At 50.9% G+C, this 15547-nt stretch carries 17 protein-coding genes and 1 pseudogene; 12 read left to right on the forward strand and 6 right to left on the reverse strand.

All coding sequences use genetic code 11. The features are described from left to right. Positions 1 to 64 precede the first annotated feature (64 nt). The 5 genes from pstB (at position 65) to NST04_RS18920 (ending at position 3988) form a co-directional block, all read left to right on the forward strand. A complete protein-coding gene (gene pstB, locus NST04_RS18900; protein WP_036695365.1) occupies positions 65 to 841 on the forward strand; it encodes a phosphate ABC transporter ATP-binding protein PstB in 777 nt (258 codons plus the stop codon). A gap of 271 nt (positions 842 to 1112) precedes the next feature. Continuing rightward, complete coding sequence (locus NST04_RS18905) at positions 1113 to 1427, forward strand: helix-turn-helix domain-containing protein (RefSeq protein WP_340750738.1); 315 nt, start codon at positions 1113 to 1115, stop codon at positions 1425 to 1427. Between the two features lie 5 nt (positions 1428 to 1432). Next, a complete protein-coding gene (locus tag NST04_RS18910) occupies positions 1433 to 2365 on the forward strand; it encodes an IS3 family transposase (protein WP_341182892.1) in 933 nt (310 codons plus the stop codon). Between the two features lie 317 nt (positions 2366 to 2682). After that, entirely contained in the window at positions 2683 to 3411 is a 729-nt protein-coding gene (locus NST04_RS18915; RefSeq protein ID WP_341185607.1) for an MBL fold metallo-hydrolase, read from the forward strand. Further along, positions 3404 to 3988 (forward strand): TetR/AcrR family transcriptional regulator, encoded by a 585-nt coding sequence (locus NST04_RS18920; RefSeq protein WP_341185608.1) that lies wholly within the window; start codon positions 3404 to 3406, stop codon positions 3986 to 3988. Before NST04_RS18915 ends, NST04_RS18920 begins: the two co-directional genes overlap by 8 nt. A gap of 39 nt (positions 3989 to 4027) precedes the next feature. Here NST04_RS18920 and NST04_RS18925 read toward each other — a convergent pair whose 3' ends face one another. After that, a complete protein-coding gene (locus tag NST04_RS18925) occupies positions 4028 to 4687 on the reverse strand; it encodes a helix-turn-helix transcriptional regulator (RefSeq protein ID WP_341185609.1) in 660 nt (219 codons plus the stop codon). A gap of 168 nt (positions 4688 to 4855) precedes the next feature. On the opposite strand from NST04_RS18925, the gene NST04_RS18930 reads away from it, so the two are divergent. The 5 genes from NST04_RS18930 to NST04_RS18945 all read left to right on the forward strand — a co-directional run bounded on the left by NST04_RS18930 (position 4856) and on the right by NST04_RS18945 (position 8012). Next, a complete protein-coding gene (locus tag NST04_RS18930) occupies positions 4856 to 6262 on the forward strand; it encodes an MFS transporter (RefSeq protein WP_341185610.1) in 1407 nt (468 codons plus the stop codon). After that, positions 6252 to 6551 carry a winged helix-turn-helix transcriptional regulator gene (locus tag NST04_RS34040; protein ID WP_445667928.1) on the forward strand — a complete coding sequence of 100 codons (300 nt, stop codon included), beginning with the start codon at positions 6252 to 6254 and terminating at the stop codon, positions 6549 to 6551. Before NST04_RS18930 ends, NST04_RS34040 begins: the two co-directional genes overlap by 11 nt. Before the next feature lie 26 nt (positions 6552 to 6577). After that, positions 6578 to 6937, forward strand: coding sequence for a HesB/IscA family protein (locus NST04_RS18935; protein ID WP_341185611.1), 360 nt, complete (start codon positions 6578 to 6580; stop codon positions 6935 to 6937). Positions 6938 to 6960: 23 nt separating this feature from the next. Next, entirely contained in the window at positions 6961 to 7251 is a 291-nt protein-coding gene (locus NST04_RS18940; protein WP_341185612.1) for a HesB/YadR/YfhF family protein, read from the forward strand. Positions 7252 to 7319: 68 nt separating this feature from the next. Continuing rightward, positions 7320 to 8012, forward strand: a complete 693-nt coding sequence (locus tag NST04_RS18945; RefSeq protein ID WP_341185613.1) for an AlkZ-related protein — start codon at positions 7320 to 7322, stop codon at positions 8010 to 8012. 174 nt (positions 8013 to 8186) lie between these two features. On the opposite strand, the gene NST04_RS18950 is transcribed toward NST04_RS18945, so the two are convergent. The 4 genes and pseudogenes from NST04_RS18950 to NST04_RS18965 form a co-directional block, all read right to left on the reverse strand. Beyond that, entirely contained in the window at positions 8187 to 8363 is a 177-nt protein-coding gene (locus NST04_RS18950; protein ID WP_340753439.1) for a hypothetical protein, read from the reverse strand. 403 nt (positions 8364 to 8766) lie between these two features. Continuing rightward, a pseudogene (locus NST04_RS18955) lies at positions 8767 to 9959 on the reverse strand (IS256 family transposase). 339 nt (positions 9960 to 10298) lie between these two features. Continuing rightward, entirely contained in the window at positions 10299 to 11528 is a 1230-nt protein-coding gene (locus NST04_RS18960; RefSeq protein ID WP_341186796.1) for an aminopeptidase, read from the reverse strand. Positions 11529 to 11579: 51 nt separating this feature from the next. Next, positions 11580 to 12824 (reverse strand): aminopeptidase, encoded by a 1245-nt coding sequence (locus NST04_RS18965; protein WP_341185614.1) that lies wholly within the window; start codon positions 12822 to 12824, stop codon positions 11580 to 11582. Positions 12825 to 12986: 162 nt separating this feature from the next. Between NST04_RS18965 and NST04_RS18970 the strand changes: the two genes are divergently transcribed. Further along, complete coding sequence (locus NST04_RS18970) at positions 12987 to 13268, forward strand: hypothetical protein (protein WP_036695355.1); 282 nt, start codon at positions 12987 to 12989, stop codon at positions 13266 to 13268. Between the two features lie 91 nt (positions 13269 to 13359). Here NST04_RS18970 and NST04_RS18975 read toward each other — a convergent pair whose 3' ends face one another. Beyond that, positions 13360 to 14712, reverse strand: coding sequence for a TrkH family potassium uptake protein (locus NST04_RS18975; protein WP_445667929.1), 1353 nt, complete (start codon positions 14710 to 14712; stop codon positions 13360 to 13362). Between the two features lie 149 nt (positions 14713 to 14861). Between NST04_RS18975 and NST04_RS18980 the strand changes: the two genes are divergently transcribed. Further along, a complete protein-coding gene (locus NST04_RS18980) occupies positions 14862 to 15221 on the forward strand; it encodes a VOC family protein (RefSeq protein WP_076158048.1) in 360 nt (119 codons plus the stop codon). Positions 15222 to 15547: the final 326 nt, after the last annotated feature.

Below are 15547 nucleotides of genomic sequence, written 5' to 3' on the forward strand. Positions count from 1 at the left end.
AGCGAATTTTTGCGCAGAAGAGTCAGAACGTGTATGTTATCAGAACTTTTAGGAGGAGTAAGAGATGGGAATAGCGGAACCAGTGGTGCGCGAATCATTTCAAACGGAGGATCTGAGTATTTATTATGGTACGTATGAGGCGGTGAAGGGGATTAGCCTTCCTTTTGCCCAGAATACGGTTACCGCCTTGATCGGCCCGTCGGGCTGCGGGAAATCAACCTTTCTCCGTTCACTGAACCGGATGAATGACGATATCTCCGGCTCTACCACCAAAGGCAGCATCTGGATTGACGGTGTGGATATCAATGCTACAGGCACGGATGTAATCAAGCTGCGGCAAAAGATCGGCATGGTCTGGCAGAAGCCTAATCCGTTCTATAAATCGATCTACGACAATATCGCCTTCGGCCCGAAATATCATGGCATCAAGGGCAAGCAGGCACTGGATGAAATCGTAGAGAGCAGCCTGCGCCGCGCCGCCCTGTGGGACGAGGTCAAAGACCGCTTGAAGGATTCCGCTCTGGCATTGTCCGGCGGACAGCAGCAGCGTCTCTGTATCGCCCGGGCGTTGTCAGTCAACCCGCAGATCCTGCTGCTCGATGAGCCGGCTTCGGCTCTTGACCCGGTATCAACCGGTAAGGTAGAGGAGCTGATCAAGGAGCTGAAGGAGGAGCTGCGCATCGTGATCGTCACCCACAACATGCAGCAGGCCGCGCGGATCTCGGATTATACCGCCTACTTCTATCTCGGCTCCCTGGTGGAATACGACAAGACCGAGAAGGTCTTCACGAACCCCGAGAACCAGATGACGCAGGAATATATTATGGGCCGGTTTGGCTGACACATATATATTAGATGAGAGGCACCATCCATTGCGGGTGGTGTTTTTGCTATTTGAAGGATAATGGGCCGGAAAGGGATGCGTGGGGGAAATATAATCGAAAAACCGATCACATTGGGCTAGGCGGAGGCGATTAGGCGGAATGTAATCGAAAAACCGATTACATTGAGCGCTGCGGAGGCGTGTGTGCGGAATGCTCCACAGCCCCCTAATGAAGTTGGAGTCCTCCCCCACAAAAATGTAGACTAGAGATAGGAGGAGGATGAACGGTATGGGACACTTAACAGGAACAAGAGAGAAGGCAGCGCAAGAGGTGTTATCTGGCATTAAGGCGGCGGTGGTTGCCCGAAAGTATGGGGTGACTCCGTCCACGGTGAATCAGTGGGTGAGGGATTACCGGGAAGCCCATGGAGAACAAGATCATCCGTACCCCCAGGAGCAGGTAGAGGAACTGAAGCGCCTGGTAGAGGTCGAGCAGAAATATGAGAAGGCGGTCAAGATGCTTGGTGAAAAGGAGTTAGAGATTGAGATTCTGCGTGAACTGCTAAAAAAGCCAACCCCTGCTTATCCGAAAAAATCGAGGTAGCCGAGATGTTCATTAAGCAGGGATATTCCGCAGCGTTGGTACTACGTCTCATCGGGCTCGCAGAGTCCACGTACTACGACCGTAAGAAACGCAAGTCACAGGATGCACAGGCCGTACTCCAGGGGCGCGGAAGACCCGTACCCGGCTACTCTCTGACCGAGTCTGGAGCGAAGATTAGCGACGAGGAAATCCAGGAATGGCTGCTGGAATTAATTGCTGGAGAAGAGCACGTGTACGGATACAAACTGCTGGCCAAGTGCTTGTGGAACCAGCACCGTTTAAAGCTCAATCACAAGAAAAGTTACCGGCTGTGTCAGGCGCTGGATATCCTGCAGCCGCAGCGTCACAAGCGTTTTAAGCATCCCCGGAAGCTGCCGGAGAACCGGGTCATTACCGGAGCAGGCCAGCTCTGGCAGATGGACATTAAGTACGGGTACGTGGCGGGCCGGGACCGGCATTTCTTTGTCCTGAGCATTATCGATGTGTTTACCCGTGTCATCGTCGGCTACCACCGCGGATCGTCGTGTGAGGCCAAGCACGCCTGCCAGACGCTGGGACGCGCCATGGAGCAACACTGCGCCCCTGGCAGCGTACGCCCGGTGATCCGCACCGACAACGGCCCACAGTTCGTCAGCCACCTGTTTGGCGACATGTGTGAAAGCTGGGAAATGACCCATGAACGCATTCCGCCTCGAACGCCGGATTTAAACGCTTTTATTGAATCGTTCCACAGTAATATTGACCGGGATTTGTTCCGCAAAGAGGCATTCGACACGTTCGAAGAGGCCTATGAAGCGGTGGACCGGTACATGGACTTTTACAACAACCGCAGAATGCATACGAGCCTTCGGAACATGCCGCCAGCTACGTTTGCGGAGTGGGTCCTGACCCAAGAAGACCGCTCCCGCTTCTTCTGGCCGAGAGAAAAAGCGAAATAAAGAGCATTTCTACGACAAGTACCGATTTGATACGGAGGACTCCGGGATAAGGGGGTCGCACCGAATGTAATCGAAAAACCGATTACATTGGGCGTGGCGGAGGCGTGTGTGCAGAATGTAATCGAAAAACCGATTACATTGGGCACTGCGGAGGCGAGTGGGCGGAATGTAATCGAAAAACCGATCACATTGGGCACTGCGAAGGCGAGTGGATCAAATGAAATCACTTCAACTTTGTATGAGTAAATGGCTATTGCAAAACTAACCTTATTAGTTTATATTTAAACTAATAAGGTTAGTTTTGAGGGGGAGAACCAATGAGAGTAACACAAGAAGGCAATTTGTTTCAGTTAACGTGGCTGCCGAGTATTTTTCCAGTGAATTGTTATTTGATCGAAGAAGAAGAGGAGCTTACACTTATTGATGCGGGCATGTCCTATAGTATGAAGGGGATTCTGCTACAGTCTGCGAAGCTTCAGAAGCCGCTAACCCGGATCGTGCTGACTCATGGTCATATGGATCATGTCGGGGCACTTGATGCCTTGAAGAAGCAGGTGCCGGAGGCTAAGGTCTATATCTCGGAGCGGGATGCTGCATTGTTGGCTGGTGACCGCTCGTTAAGAGCAGGTGAGCTGCAGACTCCTATTAAGGGCAGTGTACCCGCCAAAATAGTAACCCGGCCCGACATTCTGCTGCATGACGGCGATAGCATCGGCTCGCTGATGGCGTTCAGTACTCCCGGACATACGCCGGGTTCGATGTCTTTTCAGGACCGGCGCAGTGGAGCGCTGATTGCCGGGGACGCCTTCCAGACCTTCCGGGCCACGGCGGTGTCCGGCAAGAAGGTGCCTTGGTTTCCTTTTCCGGCTATGGCCACCTGGAGTCTGGAGCAGGCGCTGGCCAGCGCGTATAAGCTGATTGAGCTTAACCCGACCTTACTGGCGGTAGGACACGGGGATCTGCTCAGAGATCCGGTAGAAGCGATGAAGCGGGCGGCTGCTGAGGCTGAAGGGGCAGCTAAGAGAGGAGAGAGGGTACATGGCTAGAGCAGGTCTGGATACACAGACGCTGGTGTTGGCAGCAGCAGAGTTGGCGGATGAACATGGGATCGAAGAAGTGACGCTGGCTGCATTAGCCGCGAAGCTGGGGGTCCGTTCCCCGTCACTCTATAATCACATCAACGGGCTGGCGGGGCTGCGTACACTGATGGCCGTATATGGCCTGGAGCAGCTGTATGAGATTATATCGGAGGCAACGGAGGGGCTCTGCGGAGAAGCAGCGGTACATGCCATGAGTCAAGCTTACCTCGGATTCACCAGAGCACACCCGGGGCTGTACCAGACGACACTCCAAGCACCCGAACAGGGGGATACTGCTCTGGAGGCGGCGAGTGCAAAGATTCTGTCGCTCATCATCCAATTGATATCCGCGTTCGGTTTGGATGAGGAAGGCAATCTGCATGCTGTCCGTGGATTACGGAGTATCCTGCATGGATTGTCTACCCTGGAGCATCAGGGCGGATTTGGAATGCCGCTGGACCTGAATGTCACGCTCACCCGGCTGATTAATACCTATATTGCGGGAATCCGCTGTATGGGATCGGACGAAGCAAGCCTGAAATAACAACAAAGAGCAATCTCCGAGTGAGGTTGCTCTTTGTTGTCACGGCTGATTGGGCCTAACGGTGTAAATGCAGTTTCTTCCTCCTTTTAAAATGTACTCCCCCCGTTCAATATGAACGTCCTCGCCTAGAACGGTTTTAAATAAATGCAATTCATTCTTGCATAACCCGGTACACACAGCCGCCGCTTCACAGATCGGGCAATGTTTCTCAATGAATAAGAGACTGCCATCCTCCTGCTCCTTCACCTCGGCCATGTAACCTTCATTCGTTCGAATCTCGGCCAGTTTCTCTAATTTCTCTCTAACATCCGATGCTGTGCCAAGATGCTGGAGATATTGTGCCTGCATCTTTTTATTTCGAACATCCAGCAGCTTGTCCAACCCTTCGTTACCGAAAGCTTCTTTCATCGACTGAATGAGGCTGATGGATAAATCCGAATATCCGGTTGGAAAAAAACGATTAGCCGCGGGTGTTAATATCCATAGCTTGGTGGGCCGTCCCATGGGACGTGCTTCTTCCACATTCGTAACCAATCCTTCTTCCTTCAGCGCATTCAAATGTTGGCGAATAGCCATTCCAGACAGTGAGAAATGAGAGGAGAGGGTCATAACATCCAAGCCCCCACGCTCTTTTAACAAGTTAATGATCGCCCTTCGGGTACTGGTGGAGACATCCTTTTTAATTTGATTCGGGCTCATGGTGCGCCTCCTTTTTGCAGCTATTGAAGCTACATCACTCCCTACATTTTAAACAAAAATGTTGACAAAGTCAAAGGCAGACTGTAGCTTAGACATTATAAACAAAAATGTTTACTAAGTATCCGGATACGATGTATACATATCACATTTTCTTGGAGGTCACCATTCATGCCGTCTAATCATCAAAGTATTTTCAGCCCGCGTTACTTTGCATTATCCATAGGAATTATCTTGTCAGTGATGGCCGTGGGATTCGAAGGTCTGTCCGTAACCACCATTGCTCCCTCGATTGCTGGAGACTTGAACGGTCTTAGCCTGTTCGGGTGGATATTCAGTACATATCTGCTTGCGCAGATTATCGGAACGCTGGTCGTCGGTCGGATCATAGATAAAAGAGGCCCTGCTGCACCTTTCACATATGCGCTTCTGCTGTTTATCGTAGGACTGGTCGCTGCCGCTACCGCAGGCGATATGTATATTATGATTGGATCACGGGCCCTGCAAGGTTTGGGTGCCGGAGCAATGATGACTTGTGTGTATACAGCTATTTCCTTAAGTTACCCGGATGAATTACGTGCCAAAATACTTGGAGCCTTTGGAACAGCCTATGTTCTTCCGTCCATGCTCGGTCCATATGTGGCAGGTCTTATAGCAGATCAGTGGTCCTGGCGGTTTGTTTTCTGGGGGATCTTACCTGTGCTGGTTGTTTCAGCAGTGCTTAGTTTACCGGCTTTCAGGAAATTGAAAGTGCAGCAGACGGGAGGGGCAAGCGGCTCTTCATCTACTTGGATGGCGTTACTCTTAACGATGGGTACTGGTCTTTTCCTGGTTGGTCTAAGTATGCTTCCGGGTATGATGGGATTTGTCTTCGCCCTGATTGGCCTCGTAGTTATGATATTACCGCTCCGTCAATTGCTGCCGAAGGGAACGCTTACGCTGCGGAGAGGGATGCCAGCGATTCTGGCAATACGCGGATTGTTCTTCGCTGCCTACGCCAGCACACAGAATTTCCTGGTATTGGCCCTCATTGAGGTGAAAGGAATAACCCCTTCTCAGGCGGGTTTAATCGTAGCGAGTGCAGCATTAAGCTGGTGTATCATTTCGTATCTGCAAGGGCGTTGGGATGCGGCAGATCAGGGCCGGGGACGTCATATGAGAATCATTCTGGGGGTATTTCTGCTTGCCGTAGGGATTGCCATCGTCTTTTGGATACCGGTTGTTTCTGTTCCCTTTGCCGTTATGGGTCAGATTATCGCCGGGGTCGGTATTGGATTGGCGCATCCGGTTAGCGGTGTTGTAGCCTTTTCCCAAGCAGGGGAAGGCGGTGCGGGCCAAACCTCGGCAAATCTGCAATTTGCGGATTCTTTTACACCCGGTGTAGTGATCGGGATTGGGGGTTCGATCCTTGTCGTATGTCAGGCTGCTGGAATGTCACTGCAATCCGGCTTAATTGTAGCCATGGGCTTCCATCTCTTGTTGATCGTCATAAGTCTGACTGCCAGTACCCGGATCTCACCGCAATCCATCAGGAAAGCTGCTCCTAAGAAAGAGGGTGTAAATATCATTGTCCACTGAGGATACGGAGAAACTTCTTATAGCCTATGACATCATCGGGTCTAAATGGACTATCCATATCTTATTCACTCTTTCTTACGGTCCGAAGAAGTTTAGCGAAATGACCCGGAGTATTCCTTCCATTACGCAAAGAATCCTTTCCCAGCGTTTAAAGGAGCTTCAACATCATAATCTGGTCAAGAGAACCAGTCCGCAGCGTCCTGCACGAGCCATGTATGAACTTACACCAAAAGGAGCAGCTCTCGCTACGTTCATACCTTGTCTAATGGACTGGGGGACCCAAAACTAAATTAAGCTTGTATAGGAGGAATGAACATGAACATTGAGGTCAGTGAGATCGCTGCAGAGAAAATCGCCGAAATCTTATTAACCGCTGATACAAGGCACTCTTTTCTTAGAGTAGGTGTTGAAGAAGGGGGATGCAGCGGATTATCTTATACCCTTGTTTTGGATGAGCAGCAAACAGAGGAGGATGTGGTGTTCAATAAAGATAAATTCCGTATATTAGTTCACACGAAGAGTATTCCATATATTGACGGTCTTGAAATTGACTATGAACAAAGCGGAATGATAGGCGGATTCACCATGAATAACCCTAATGCAAAAGCCTCCTGCGGATGCGGGGCCAGTTTTCGGATGGCTAACTATCGGGGGGAAGTTAAAAAATGTGATTAACCTGCGGGAAGGAGAGCACAGGGATGATATCATTTGAAGTAACGGAACAAGCTATTGATTCTTTTAAGGATGAATGGGGTCTGGAAGAGGCTCAATATGTAAGGATTTATGCAAAATATGCTGGTGGCGGCTCAGATGCTTTTGCGATTGGCATAAATGCAAGTGCTACACCGATCGATCCGGCATTGGTTCAATCTATCGGAGGCTTTCATTTCTTTGTTGAAAAAACAGATGCCTGGATTTTACAGGATGAACATTTCCAGATTGGCTGTGATGAGAATGGTATATTTTTAAAACAAATTACTTTGAAGTGAATTTGCCCGCTTATAGTGATAAGCTTAACTAGGTGTACAAGCCAGATTGATGCAGGAGGCGGAATTACGTGGGAAGAACTGAGAAGCATGAAGGTGTAACCACCTTTGAAGAGATGGCTGAGGTAGTCGCCAGGCTGGGGATTGTACCGCTGGCCTCCCTGATCCCGGAGCATCCGTCCGTGAACGGGCTGACGCTTGCGGAGAATTGGCATACCGATACCGAACTGGACCCCTGGGGCTGGCGGGTCAGATTCCCTGGAGAAGGCTTAGCCGGCTACGGGAAGTTCATCAAGAAAAAAGCCATACTCGTATCCCGCGAATGGCTTCCGGCGTATCTGGCTGCGGCCGGGCCTCACCAGTCTCTGGTAGATAGGTATGAGAGCGGTCTGGCTACCAGGGAAGCGCTGACCCTATTGGAGATTATCCGGGCGAACGAGGGGATAGAGACCCGGCAACTTCGTTCTATGGCCGACATGAAAGCCAAGGAGAAGAAGACGGCTTTTGACAATGCGGTAACGGAGCTGCAAGGGTCTCTGGATATTGTAATCTCCGGTGTGAAGCAGCGGGTGAATGCGGACGGAGAGCCGAATGGCTGGAACAGCACCTCTTATGAAACCACGGGGCACTGGATGCAGGAAGCTGGCATTCCGCCCTTTGAGGGATCGAGAGAAGAGGCGATAGCCTGGCTGCGTTCACGTATGGAAGCGGCATGGGCACCGGAGGCGGTGGCCTGGATCAACAAGGCGCTGGGCTGGAAATAAACCTGGAAATAAATTAAGAACGGTAGTCCTCAGCAGGAAGAGGGCTGCCGTTTTTGGTATTTTGACATGGGGAACAAATAAAAACGGCTAATCTCATTCCCGCAGGAGCAGACCGGCCGTAAGCGCTTACGAATATATGATTGTCCTGCATCTCTTGTGTATTGTGAAGCAGCATTACAGCATAGGGCCAAGGTAGGCAACCAGGAAGTACAGGAATCCGAACAGCAGCATGATGTAGGCGGTGTACTTGATGGCGTCGGAGGCAACGATACTTAAGTCTTTGGGAGCCTGGACTTCCAGACGTTCTGTTTCCGTAGAATCCGTGTTGTCATGATTGAAAGATTCTTTCATCAGAATTCCCTCCTTAGATTATTCATGAGATTACTTGAGGACTAAAACATTCCTCATTTGGCACTGTAAACACTATCTATAATTGTATTGTGACATATTTGTGAACTAATTTCAACAATATTGTGAAAATTCTTTGACTAAATGTTCACATTTGGGCTGTTTGGTTGCATTGACCACTTAACTTCACCTCCGGTTGCACTTTATACATTAGATGAGTGCTAATTTCGCCGAAAAAATGAATCTATTGCACTTTATACACTAGAATTTTGAGAAAACAGGGGGTTGGGGTAGCGTCAAGAAGTTTGTGTAAATGAGTAGAAGTACCTCCCCGGGGTTACGGGTTGGGGGTGTAGTGTTTCTGGGGGGAGGGGGAACCCCGACCCCCAGAAATTGGATTCATTGGCTACTCTTCTACGACTGTGGGCAACGAAGGGTAGCGGGCTTCATAGAGCTGGCTGAGCTTCTTTTTCACCGTGTCCACCCCAAAGCCAGGGGTGACTCGCTGCCCAAACCTTTCGTTGTAGCCTAACATCTCCAGATACACGATTTTTTCTGCCGCATCCATGTTGGTCAGGCTGTTCATCGGCTTCAGACGTTTGCGGATTTCCTTGTTCATTCGCTCAATGGGATTGGACGTGTAAATCGCTTTACGCATCGGTTCCGGGTACTTGTAGAACGTCAGTAACGTCGAAAGCTGCTCCTCCCAAGACCGCATTTCCTTCGGGTATAACGCATTCCACTTCGCTTTCACCGTGTCAAAGTTCGCCCGGGCCACGACCTCATCTGGTGCATCATACACGGTCTTCAGGGCCTTAATCACATCGGTTTTGTGCTCCACACGGATTTTGGGTAACGTGGCTCGTACTTTGTGCACCACACAATGCTGCACATCCGCCTGCGGGTAGGTTTCTTTAAAGGCCGCATCGAGCCCCGGCAGTCCGTCAAATACACCGAGCAGCACTTCCTGGGCCCCGCGTGCGTACAGATCTTTGAGCACCTCCCGCCAGCCATTCGAGCTCTCTTGACCCCCTACGTAGAACCCCAGGATTTGACGCTGACCTTCTTCGTCGATTCCCATGGCAAAATAGACGACTTCGCCCCGGACCGTGCCCCGTTTAAGCTTCACGTAAGCCCATCCAGGTAGATCACAGAGTAGCGTTTGCTCAGCGGACGTTTCTGCCACTGGTGGATATCCTCCAGCACCGTAGCGGTGATGTTACTGATGGTGGTGGGCGAGTAATGGCTGCCGAACATGCTTTCAATAAATCGGGCCACGTCCCGGGTTCCCATGCCGGATTTATACATCTGGATCACCGCTTCTTCCAGCCAGCCCTCCCGCCGTTGGTAGGGTTCAAACATCTGAGTTTGAAAGAGACCCTGGCGGTCCCGGGGAACCTGAAGATCCTCGATATGGCCGTATCTCGTATGCAGATCCCGTGTATAGTATCCGTTACGGCTATTGCTGGCACCGGCTTCTTCACTCGACATAAACCCTTGGATTTCGGCACGCAGGAGCGATTCCATATTCTCTTTCATGAAGTCTTTAACAAGTTTTTCAAATAGATTATTTAGCATATGTTCGGGTACAATAGTCATCGAGTAGGGCTCCTTCTTGGTGTTGTGGTAAACCCGAGGATACCCTACTTTTTTGGTGCCTGGCTAGGCTCCAAATTGTGGTACACAACTTACTTTACGCCATCGGGGTTGGAGCTGAAATCCGGAAATCTGTTGTACAAAATACAGCAGAAGGTGTTTTAACCGTAGTTTCCGTGAATTCTATTGCAGAAAGTGCAATCAGCCACTCACTCATTAAATCTCATAGCACTCTCACCGCATAGCACTCACAGGGAAAAAGTCCCGCTAGAAAACACAAAGACCCCGCCATATTCCCCAAGAGGAAATAGCAGGGTCTCATTCATAGTACAAAGAATAAGCTTATGCCCAGTCTCCATTACGGAAGATCGGGTCGGTGGAGCCGTCATCGGCAATTCCGTCGATGTTCATCTCCGGGGAGCCCATCATGAAGTCGACATGGGTGAGGCTTTGGTTCATGCCCAAGTCCACCAGTTGTTCCTTGGTCATGTTAATGCCGTCCTGCAAGGTAAAGGCGTAGGAAGCGCCAAGTGCCAGATGGCAGGAAGCATTCTCGTCATACAGGGTGGTGTAGTAGAGAATGCCGCTTTCCGAGATGGGGGAGTGGAAAGGGACAAGCGCCACTTCACCGAAGTAGGCGGCACCTTCATCCATAGCCAGTAGAGAAGCCAAGGCTTCCTGGCCCACTTCAGCGGTGAAGTCTGTAACTTTACCATTCTCAAGAGTCAGGCTGAAGCGGTCGATGATGTTGCCGCCATAGCTGAGCGGCTTCGTGCTGCGGACCGTGCCGTTCGCTCCATTCTTCAACGGAGCGGTGAACACTTCCTCGGTCGGAATGTTCGCCAGGAAGGACATGCCGCGGCTGTTCACCGCACCGGCCTGACACCAGATATGGCCTTCAGGCAATTCGATTGTCAGATCAGTGCCCGGAGCCGTGTAGTGTAGCTTGCGGTATTTCTTGGCGTTCAGCAGTTCACAGCGCTGTTTCAGGCCGGCCAGATGGACACTCCAGGCCTGCACCGGATTCTCCTGGTCTGCACGCACAGCCTTGAAGATGGCGTCCCAGAGCAGGTCAATCTGCTGCTCAGGCGCGGCGTCAGGGAATACCTTCGCAGCCCAGGAAGCGGATGGGAAGGCGAGGCCGGTCCAGCTGACCTGATTAGCCATCAGCATCTCACGGTAAGGAGCCATAGCTTGACCGGCGGTCTTCTGATGGTCCGCAATGCGGCTTGCATCTACACCGCTTAGCAAGTCCGGATTCGCTGAGATGATTGTCAGGAACGCTGCTCCGCCCCGTGCCAGATCCTCCAGCTCATCAGCCTGCCACTTCGGCGGCTCAAGGAAGCTCTCGGACGGCGCGAGATCATAACGGGTACGGGTGACGAATTCATCGGAATAATTAACCTTGACGAGCTTCGCACCTGCTTCATAGGCCTGGCGTACAATCAGGCGGACCAGCTCAGCCGATACGATATCCGCGTTTACGACAAGGGTCTGGCCGGGTTGAATATTAACGCCGATCTTTACAGCGAGCAGTGCGTAATTCTCCAGCTTTTGGTTGAAATCCAGCAATAGCTTCAGCTCCATTCGTTATCTGATGAAATGCAATGGCATATAAGGGTTTTAGAAGGCCCAGTTGCCCTTCTGGAAGACCGGTTCGCGCGTACCGTCAGCGGTAATTCCGTAGATATCCATCTCGGCTGAACCGATCATGAAGTCAACGTGGGTCACACTGTTGTTGAGGCCGCGGGCGGTCAGTTCATCCTGGTTCATTTCTTTGCCGCCTTCCAGACAGAAGGCATAGGCGGTACCAATAGCCAGATGGTTGGAGGCATTCTCGTCGAACAAGGTATTGAAGTAGAGAATTCCTGATTCCGAGATCGGCGACTTATGCGGCACCAGCGCGACTTCCCCCAGATATTTGGCGCCTTCATCCAGACTGATCAGATATTCGAGGGCTTCCTGGCCCTGCTCAGCGCTCACACTGGTAATCCGGCCCTGTTCAAAAGTAATCGAGAAGCCGTCAATCACATTTCCGCCGTAGCTGAGCGGCTTCGTGCTGCGGACCGTACCGTTAACACCGGTTTTCTTGGGAGCGGTGAACACTTCCTCGGTCGGCATGTTGGCGACAAAAGAATGACCTTTGGCATTGATGCTGTCCCCTTGTGCCCATAAATGGCCTTCAGGCAGCTCGATGCTAAGGTCAGTTCCAGGGGCTATGTAATGCAGGCTGGCGTACTTTTTCGCGTTAAGAACATTAGCCTTCGACTCCAGTGTGTCGAGATGCTCCTGCCAGGCGGCAACAGGGTCCTCACGGTCCAGACGGACGGTATGGAAGATAGCTTCCCACAGCTTGTCTACACGCTGGTCAGCAGGAACGTCAGGGAACACCTTGTCTGCCCACGGCTGGGACGGGATCGCTACAATACTCCAGCTAACCTTGTCGGACATCTGCAATTCGCGGTATTTCGTAAGCGCTGCCCCACGAGTCTTCTGGAAGTTCGCAATCCGCTCAGGATCAATGCCTTTGAGGGCATCCGGGTTCTCAGCAATGACCGACAGGAAGGCGGCACCGTTCTCGGCAAACTCGGTCATTTCACCGGCAAACCAGGTTGGGGCCTTGGTAAATACTTCGGGCGACGCATGCTCGAACTGCTGGCGGGTGATGAACTCGTCACTCCAGTTCACCTTAACCTGGCTTGCGCCGAGGGCATAGGCCTTGGCCGTAATCAGGCGGACGAACTCGGCCGCAGTGATCGGGGCGTTCACGACCAGGATTTGTCCCGGCTGAACATTCACACCGATTTGTACTGCTAAATCAGCGTATTTACTTAGCTTCTCCTGAAGCTCTGTTTCAGTCATTGACATTTCCTCCATTACCATAATTTTTAGCTCTGTATAAGCATTGTACTAAATTATTAACCGCCGGATGAAAAAAGTCAATTACAGCGCAAAAGGAAAGAGAAATGCTGACATATCAATGTTATACTGGATATTGTGGGCATGATCAGATGAAAGGAAGGAAAGAGGATGAACCTGGAAATCACCAAAGCAGAAATGAAACGCGTAGAGGATAGAAGTTTTGTGGGGAGAACGGTCTTTACATTAGAGAATCACCGTTCCCCTTATGAGATTACTTTCTACAGTTCCCGTGGAACCGAATGGGATTACAGCCTGAGCTTCGCCGGTGAGCCGGGGAGTGAGGAGCAGTTCCTGGAAGTGGATGCGCTGCTGGAGAATGACGATGATCTGTACAATCAGCTGCTGGATGCAGCGCTGGATACCCAAGAGATCCCGGAAGAGGAAGCTTAGGCTTACTTGCGGATATAACAATGCGACCCCTCGTCCCGGCAGATTGCCTTGGACGGGCAGGGTCGCATTTTTAATGAATAGTCGCCGGCCTTTAGCCGATGGTGATATTGCCTTCCGGGTAACGGTACAGCTCCTTGCTGTTCTTCGGCTTGAGCGCATAGGCCAGGGTAAGCGGTCCGGTCCGGCCTACGAACATAAGAATGATCACCAGCACCTTGCCTATCGTGGTCAGCTCTGTGGTCAGTCCCATGGTGATGCCTGAGGTGCCGAAAGCAGACACCGCCTCGAACAATACGCTCAGGAAATCTGCGCGCTCTGTTACGGACAGCAGCATCGTGGAGATAACCACCAGCATCAGGGAGAGTAAGGTCATGGTAATAGCCCTGTATACATTCTTCTTCGAGATCCGGTGGCGGAACATTACAATATCCTCTTTGCCGCGCAGTTTGGCGTAGGCGGTGCTGGCCAGAATGGCAAAGGTGGTAATCTTGATTCCGCCGCCGGTAGAGCCGGGAGCCGCCCCGATGAACATCAGCAGAATCATCAGGAACTGGGTAGATTCACGCAGCAGCGGAATCTCGATGGTTGTCACACCGCCGGAACGGGGCGTAATAGCTTGCAGGAAGGAGGCCATAATCTTGCCTCCGGCATGCAGCGGCTTCAGTGTAGCGTTCAGCTCCAGCCAGAAGAAGATTATAGCTCCGACCAGAATCAGCACGGCTGAGGTCGCCAGCACAACCTTCGAATGCAGCATCAGCCGCTTACGCTTGGGATAATCGATCACATCGGATAAGACGATGAAGCCAATTCCGCCCAGAAAGATCAGCAGCATAGAGGTAATATTCACAACAGGATCTTCTACATACCGGGTTAATCCGCTGAACGGCCCGTGAATATCGCCGAACAAATCGAAGCCTGCGTTGTTGAAGATGGAGATGCTATGGAATAGTCCATAATAAGCTGCTTTGCCTACCGGCATATCCACTACAAATCGGGCAGCCAGCAGAATGGCCCCGGTCAGCTGAATCACCAGGGAATAGATTAGAACCCGGCGGATTAGCTTTACGATCCCCTGCATGGAGTTCTGGTTCATGGATTCCTGCAGCAAGAGGCGTTCCTTCAATGAGATTCGTTTGTTCAGCACCAGGGTGATTAGTGTCGCCATCGTCACGAAGCCGAGACCGCCGAACTGGAACAGTACAAGGAGCACGATCTGTCCGAAGGTCGAAAGCTGTGTTCCCGTGTCGATAACGGCAAGACCGGTTACGCAGGTCGCCGAGGTTGCCATGAACAGCGCATCAATGAAAGAGATTCTTCCGCCCGTAGAAGCAGCGGGCAGCGATAACAGCAGGGTTCCGGCAGCGATCAGCACCACGAAGCCGAGGGATAGGATTTTGGGCGGTGTCAGCTTCAGATGCCCAAAGAAAAGGTTAGCCAAGTTCATTCTCCTGACAATAGGGATAGGATCTGACAAGATTATAGCATAACTTCTATTCCCTTCACTAAGCAGGCAGGATATTGACATATTTTATCGAAATCATTATAGGCTATAGGATTCAACAACTTGCACTTATATGAGGAGGCTATACTGCTGTGACAAGTCCGATACGCAATCAGGTTGGCGCTGTCTTCATTCCGGTTAGTGATATCGAAAGGTCCAAGAACTGGTATTGCAGCCTGCTGGGGCTGCCGCTGGACGGCGAGGTATTATTCGGGCATCTGTACGATGTGCCGATGCAGGGACCGGGGATCGTGCTGGACAGCATTATATTCACAGCCGAAGCCGTACTGAAGGTACCGACCTTCCATCTGCTTACAGAGGATATAGACGCCGCCTATGATTATGTCAAAGCCAGCGGAGCGGAGATCCTTACGGATATTGAGAATGACCATTGGTTTAACTTCAAGGACCCGGACGGAAATGTGCTGATGATCTGCCGCTCTGTCACTTAGTTAATCGGGTTAATTATATTTGTTAATGACATTAATTATAGGATGAAAAGCAGACATGTCGAACGGATTGGGACGAAAAACGCTACCAGCAATATATAAGTGGAAAAGTGTATCTTGGTTTTGCTAATATGGGTCAATAAACTTAAATAAGTGGAAAAACAACATCAAATATAGTTGATTTAACCACTGCGGGTGAAATGAGCAGATTTAAGTGTTGTTTATCCAACTGCTGGTTTAGTGGCCTGGATTCGTTCACCAGCAAGTGGAATAAATCCAACTAAGTCCCATTTCACGCCCCATCATGTACAATAAGTAAGGCGCTCCCC

It is taken from the genome of Paenibacillus sp. FSL H7-0756 (genome assembly GCF_038006765.1).
Classification (GTDB): Bacteria; Bacillota; Bacilli; order Paenibacillales; family Paenibacillaceae; genus Paenibacillus_AQ.